The organism is Vibrio sp. V39_P1S14PM300 (genome assembly GCF_009904765.1).
Classification (GTDB): Bacteria; Pseudomonadota; Gammaproteobacteria; order Enterobacterales; family Vibrionaceae; genus Vibrio; species Vibrio proteolyticus.
Genome location: NZ_WXWP01000399.1, coordinates 1 through 7,107 on the forward strand (window position 1 = coordinate 1; position 7,107 = coordinate 7,107).

Sequence of the window (7,107 nt, forward strand, 5' to 3'; positions counted from 1 at the left end):
GAACGAAGCTACAGGTGTTCCCAGCCTGAGCCGAAATAACATTTATGCTCAAATATTAAAAGTTCCAAGCGACCAAAAAGAACAACAAAAAATCGCAGAAGTTTTATCCACTGTGGATAAAAAAATCGACCTTATCGACCAGAAAATTGCAGAAACCGAAAAGCTGAAAACAGGCTTAATGCAAAAGCTATTTTCAGAAGGTGTCGGTGTTCAGGACGAGAATGGAAACTGGCAACCGCATGCTGAGTTTCAGGATTCTCCATTTGGTAAGATTCCAAGAGCCTGGAAATATGCACCCGTAAAATCTTTAGTTTCAATAAAGTCACCCAAGTATGATCCCAAGATAAAAACAGAGAGCTTGCCTTGTATTGAACTAGAGCATTTATCGCAAGGAAGTGGTGAAATACTTGGTACTGTTAACTCGTTAGAACTCGCTAGTACAAAAAACTGTTTTGCAAAGGGTGACGTACTGTTTGGAAAACTTCGCCCTTACCTCAAGAAGTTCGCAAAGCCGAACTTCAATGGAGTGTGTAGTTCAGAGATTTGGGTAATGAAAACAACTGATAATAAAGTACTTCACAATGACTTTTGGTTTTATTTTATACAAAGCGACAGGTTTATTAATGAAGCAAACAAGTCTTGTGGTACTAAGATGCCCAGAGCTGACTGGAAAGTTGTATCTGAACTCATACTACCAATCCCATCGTTCTGCGAGCAGTTAGGCATTGCCAAGATTCTAGAGTGTGTGGATGCAAAGTTAGGTCTTCTTAAGCAACAAAAAGCCGAAACCCAGCAACTCAAAAAAGGCTTGATGCAAAAGTTACTTACAGGTGAATGGCGAGTTCCTGTTGAACAAACTGAAGCCGCTTAGCGATCGCTCTATGATGCCTTCAAGCGAAGGCATCTGAAAAGCAAAAAACGTAATTTAAATGAACAATAAAAATGAATAACAATAAATAAAGGAATAAGGTATGTCAGGTCAGGCTGAATCATCGAATCCAGAGCTATTTGGGGTAGAACGCCCAGCGATTGAATGGTTAAAAACTCTTGGTTATCAGCACATTAAAGGTCGAGATGTAGAGCAAACACACAAGACCGAGCCTGTTATTCTGGAATCTGTTCTAACTGACAGACTACACGCCCTTAACCCTTGGCTGGCCGAGGTTCCGAACGGAGCAAACAAAGCGATTAAACAGCTCAGAGACATATGGTTTGAACATAACAGCGACTTAATGCTGGCTAACCATGCGTTCTGGAAGCATGTTCTGTTTCAATCGAATCTGCAACAAAAAGACAAAAATGGTCAGCCTCGTAGCATCCGTTTTATCAACCAAACAGGTGCCGAGGGTAACTCATTCCATGTGGTTGATCAGTACGTTGGCAAAAATGCCAACGATGAACTTTTTAAGCCAGATTTGCTGTTATTCATTAATGGCTTACCCCTTGGCTTGATTGAGTGTAAAAACAGCTCAATTAAGCTCAGCAAAGGCATTGCACAAATTGATGGCTACCAAGGCACTTTCACTCAACACTTTGCCTTTAATATGGTTTGTGCCGCCATTAATCGAAGCCAAGCCAAGTATGGCGCTATCTATGCGCCAGAACAGTTCTATCTGACTTACAAATTTGATCCGAAAAAGCCTGATGAGAACATTGTTCTTACCGAATTAGAGAATCATTTAGGAAAGAACCCTACAGAGCAAGATAAGCTACTGTGGGCATTATTCGAGCCTTCCCGCTTCGTGCGTTTAGTCTGTTTCTACCCTATGTATGAAATTGAAAAAGGCGTCATGATCAAGAAGCTGCCACGTTACCAACAGTGGCGTGCCGTAGAGAAGACGCTACTCCGTCTACAGGGTAAAGACCCACAGCTATTAGGCCAAGAACTTGGCGGCGTAGTTTGGCATACGCAAGGGAGTGGTAAATCACTGACGATGGCGCTGCTTGCCCGTTTAATGCGAGCCGAAATTTCTGGTTTCAATAACCCAAGTATTTTGATTCTTACCGACCGCACTGACCTTGACCGTCAGATCCACAATACCTTTACTAATGTCGGCCTTGAATCGATTAAAGCAGACTCCGTCGCGGGTCTAGAAGCCATGCTCAGCAATGACTACGGCACCATTTTCACTTCGACCGTTCAAAAGTTTCAAGAAAGCGATGGTAAGCAGATACAGGCCGCAAAAGAGTCTGAAGATGAGGATTCCATTGCAGACTCTAAAAGTCGTGTCAGACGCGTTTTGAGGAAGGATGATTCTGGGCAAGAACAATGCTGGATTTTAAAGGAGAACAATGTTCTTCACGGTCAAACTGATGCTAATGGCAACCCTAAAAAAGCCAAATGGGAACTCGTTAGCGAAGAGAAAGTTGATTTTCGTGTTCTGAGTACCAAGCCCAACTTCTTCGTGATGGTTGATGAAGCGCACCGCAGCCAGTATGGATTCCTTGCTGCATTCATGCGTGCTTCTTTACCTAATGCGAAGTTCATAGCTTTTACTGGCACCCCGCTTTTTAAAGACGATAAAGAAACCTTGGGTACATTCGGCGGTAAAGAGTACATCGATACTTACCGCCTCGACGAGGCGGTTGCAGATGGCGCGACACTGCCTATTAAATATCTTGAAGGTATGGCGCAATGGGGTAGCGACGGAAAGCTAAAACAAGCTTTTGAGGATGAATTTGGTAATGAGCCTCTAGCCCGTAAGAAAAAGCTAAAGCAAGAGTTACTCAAAAAACGTCGTGGTGCTATCGGTCGTATTGAGGAGAATGCTCGCCATCTCGTCGAACATTTTCTATCAAGTGTGAAACCTCGCGGCTTTAAAGCCATGCTGGTATGTGACGGGCGTGATATGGCTGTTCGCTATAAAGACGTACTGAACCAAATCATGCAGGAGCGTCAAAACAAAGGTCTGCCGACCTTTGAAAGCCGAGTGGTTATCTCTCTCGGTAGTATGACAGATAAGCGTACAGGTATTAGTGAACAACAAGCTCACTATGCATCAGGCTCAACCTCAAAACTTGAAACTATCGAAGAGCGTATCAAGCGGGAACTCAAACAAGGCCAAACACCGATAGCCGTACCATCTGAAAAGATCCCAAGCTTGGTGAATGAGGAATTTAAGCTGCCTTATGGTGATGAATCCGCTAATACCAAAGAAGAAACCAAGTTTAACAACATTGGGTTAATCATCGTTTCTGACATGCTGTTAACTGGCTGGGATGCGCCTATTGTCAGCACTTTATATTTGGATAAACCGCTAAAAGAACATACTTTGCTTCAGGCTATTGCTCGTGTAAACCGAACTCGAAAAGGCAAGAAAGCAGGCTACATTGTAGATTATTTCGGTGTGGTTGAGTACCTAGATGAAGCACTGAAAGTTTATGGTGGTGACGTACAACCCGACCAAGTGTGGACGGACGTCGAAGCAGAGTTACCACGTCTTCAATCTGCTTTGACAAAAGTGTTAGACATTCTTCCGAAAAAGCACAACCCAGTGAAACAGCCTGAACCTTACAAAGAGGATGCCGATCTCTACCTAGACCCAGATACTCGCCTAGATATTGTTGAAGACTTCCTCGTTGCTCTCGCTGGATTCAATAGCCGCTTAGATATCGTGTTACCCGACGAACGCGCATCTAAATATCAGCCTTACTTCAAAGTGCTGAATGAGATAAAACTCCAACTGCGCAACAAAATGCCTGAGAGTTCAGATACGGTTCGCATCACCACATCTGAATCTGAGCTGCTTAAAAACATGCTCGACGAGCATATAGAAGCGAGTGAAGTTAAGAGCTTGCTAGGCCGTGAAGTTTCAATTCTGGATGCTGCGGATATGGATCTACTCCGCAAACAGAAAAGTGCAGGGAGTGCAGCGTTGGTCATGAAGAACAAACTCAAGCACACCATTAAAACGGGGAAAGGTAAAGATCCTGCCTTCTTTGGCGACTTGGAAGAAGAGCTAGAAAAGCTTATCCAAGATGAACGTGAAGGACGTATTGAACAAGCACTATTCCTAGAACAGCTAGAGCTTTTTGCTCAGCGTGTTCGTGATAAAGATGCCAAGCCATCTGAAATGGGCCTGGGAACAGCAACAGAGCGAGCCGTGTTCAACTACTTGGAAAAGCAAGTAGAGGAAGCTGAAGCTCTAGCATGGACTAAAGGCATCTTTAGCCACCCTGATATCGCTGAAGTCATGTTGTCACCGATATGGAAAAAGCAGACTGATATTCATAATGAGATCAAAAAAACAATCAGAACGATTTTACGTGGTCTTGGCGGCTGGGATATGACTGTAGCACGTCAGCACTCTGCTGAAATTTTCAGTATTATGCTGAACAACTGAGCCTTTGCTTCATCAATGACGAAAGAAACACATGCCAATTTTTCAATACGGTACAACTGAAATTGAGTGGGAATTTAAGCTCGACTCAAAACTCAGTCACCACTACGTTACTGTAGAAAGAGGGAAGACTGTTCTTCTAAGAGGCCCAAGTGCCTCTGAGGACGAGCAACGAGAGCTGATTCGGTATAGAGCAAGGTGGATCAAAGAGCGCTTAGCGGAAGTCAATCAACCGTTAAAAGAAGAAATCGTCACAGGTAGCCGAGCACCTTACCGTGGTCGTTCTTTCTATTGCGAAGTGATCCCTGCGCCAGAGTTATCGACGGTAGAAGTGAAGTTTAACCAAAGCCGTTTTAAAGTTCTTTCTCCCGAAGGCCACTTCGTCAGCCGTGAGCGATTCAAACCAGCGTTGGAGCGTTTCTACAAACAGAAAGCCCTAGAGAAAGTTGCTTCTCGCTTACGCTATTGGCAGCAGGAAACGGGTATGCAAGCCACAACTTTCCACATAAAAAAGTTTGATGCACGTTGGGCTAACTGCACCGAGAACAATGTTCTGGAGTTCCACCCTCGTTGCATGGAGTTTTCCAATAAGGTGATGGATTACATAATCCTTCATGAGCTATGTCATACCGTAGAAAAAAGCCATAACAAAAACTTTTGGAAACTAGTCGCCAAGTATTGTCCTGACTGGAAAGAGCTGCATGAAGAGGTAGAGCGTTCTGGGATGGGGATCTAGCGAAGTCTACTGCACTTTGAAAATGTCAGGAGGCACTGCTCATTGCTCTAAATCTTTCACTCGCCCTCTACTCACGACTTTTTATTCGCTAATTTAATTGAATAACTTTCATCTTTTAGGAACCTAGCGAGAACAATGTTCTCTGTCATGAGCCTATGCGAATCGGAACTTTCGAGCACGTTTCTGCATAAAAGTCTTTTCGATGCGATCCATTTTCTGTTGGATGGAATCGTTGCATAACTACACATAGCGCCCTTGTCTAGCTCTAGTTTTTCGTATGTACGACTGTTCAAATACGAGTCTATTTGTATAATGCGCAGTATAATTTATGTGTGGTAACTAAACAGTTGAAAAGAAAATGGCAGAGCAAGCTTTAATTAATCCAAGAATCGTGACTTGGGCTAGACAACGTGCTGGCCTGAGTGAGGATGCTCTTGCTCGTAAGTTAAACGTTAAAAATGTGGGCAAGGTTGTGGAGTGGGAGTCTGGCGAAACTAGACCTACGTTCAAGCAAGCTCAAAATATTGCCAACGTGACTAATATCCCATTCGGCTACTTATTCTTACCAGAACCTCCACAAGAGGAGTTGCCTATACCTGATCTACGCACAGTAGCAAATAGACGCACAGATGAAGTCTCTGTTGATATGAAAGAGATCATCAGACAAGTGATGCTCAAACAGGAGTGGTATAGAGACTACCTTATCAAACTTGAAGCACCTTATTTACCTTTCATTGGAAAATACTGCGTGAAAGACTCTGTGTTTGATGTGGCACAAGATATTCGTAAGACTCTTAATGTCCCTCTTCCACAAAAAGGAAGTTGGGAAGAATATCACCGAACACTCCTCAAGGGTGCAGAAGCTGCTCGAATTCTAGTTATGAGAAGCGGCATCGTTGGAAATAACACAAGGCGAAAGCTTCAAGTATCTGAGTTCAGAGGCTTTGCGATAAGCGATGATATCGCTCCTGTTATCTTCATTAACAGTTCCGATGCTCCTACAGCTCGTTTATTTACACTCATACATGAGTTAGCTCACTTATGGATAGGCAGTAGTGGTATATCTGACTTAGAACACTCTCACGCAAAAGAAGAAAAATTCTGCAATGCAGTTGCTGGTGAGTTTCTTGTTCCTCAAGAAGCGTTCTACCGTATATGGAACCATCAAGTCAGCCTTGTAGCCAATCTAACAGAAATAAACGCCCAGCTACATGTTAGTAAACTTGCTGCTGCCAAAAGAGCTTTAGATTGCCGTGTTATTGATGCTGAAACCTATTGGGAGTACTACAGAGCAGAGTTAAATGCCTTTAGAAACAAGAAAGGCGGACAAGGCAACTTCAATGTTAACGCTGGAGCAAAGAACAGTAAGCTTTTCTCTAGTGCTGTTGTTGCTGAAGCTTTGAGTGGAAGAATGCTGCTACGAGATGCTAGCAACCTTTTAGGTATAAAACCAAACAACATAAAAACATATGCGAGAAAACTTGCTTTATGAACTATTTGCTGGATGCGAACACCTTTATCGAAGCTAAAAACCGCTACTATTCTATGGTTATATGTCCAGGCTATTGGCAGTGGATCTTACAATCCAATACTCAATCTGGGGTTGCAAGCATTGAGTTTATAAAGGATGAGCTGACGAATGGTGATGATGACCTGGCGCTGTGGGCAAAGGATCATTCCCATCTATTTATTGCTAATGATGACGCTCCAACACAGATAGCTTATGCTAACGTTGTTCAATATGTTATGTCTCTTACTGAAATGAAAAATGGAGCGCAGGCAGAATTTCTTCGAGGCGCAGATCCTTGGCTAATTGCCAAAGCCATAACTACTGGTGCAAAAATAGTCACTCATGAAAAGGCAGATCGCAACATTAAGCGTAAAATACTAATCCCTAATGTCTGTGAACATTTTGGTGTTGCGTACATCGATACTTTTGAACTACTTCATGAGTTAGAAGCTCAATTTGTGATGATCCCAGCAGCTTAAATACACCAAACCATCTTACCCGTGGTATATACTCATTCAACT

The 7,107-nt window shown here is 43.0% G+C and carries 5 protein-coding genes; all 5 read left to right on the plus strand.

Going from position 1 to position 7,107, the window contains the following annotated elements; all coding sequences use genetic code 11:
- Positions 1-871: restriction endonuclease subunit S (locus CAG65_RS20835; RefSeq protein ID WP_161454863.1), on the plus strand; the 871-nt coding region annotated here is incomplete at its 5' end.
- Positions 872-971: 100 nt separating this feature from the next.
- Positions 972-4,343, plus strand: coding sequence for a type I restriction endonuclease subunit R (locus tag CAG65_RS20840; RefSeq protein ID WP_161454864.1), 3,372 nt, complete (start codon positions 972-974; stop codon positions 4,341-4,343).
- A 31-nt stretch (positions 4,344-4,374) separates the two neighbouring features.
- Positions 4,375-5,076, plus strand: coding sequence for a M48 family metallopeptidase (locus CAG65_RS20845; RefSeq protein ID WP_161454865.1), 702 nt, complete (start codon positions 4,375-4,377; stop codon positions 5,074-5,076).
- Positions 5,077-5,434: 358 nt separating this feature from the next.
- Positions 5,435-6,568, plus strand: coding sequence for an ImmA/IrrE family metallo-endopeptidase (locus tag CAG65_RS20850; RefSeq protein WP_161454866.1), 1,134 nt, complete (start codon positions 5,435-5,437; stop codon positions 6,566-6,568).
- Positions 6,565-7,065: a DUF4411 family protein gene (locus tag CAG65_RS20855; protein ID WP_161454867.1), complete on the plus strand. Its 501-nt coding sequence runs from the start codon at positions 6,565-6,567 to the stop codon at positions 7,063-7,065. The genes CAG65_RS20850 and CAG65_RS20855 overlap by 4 nt, the downstream gene beginning before the upstream one ends.
- The last annotated feature ends 42 nt before the right edge of the window (positions 7,066-7,107 follow it).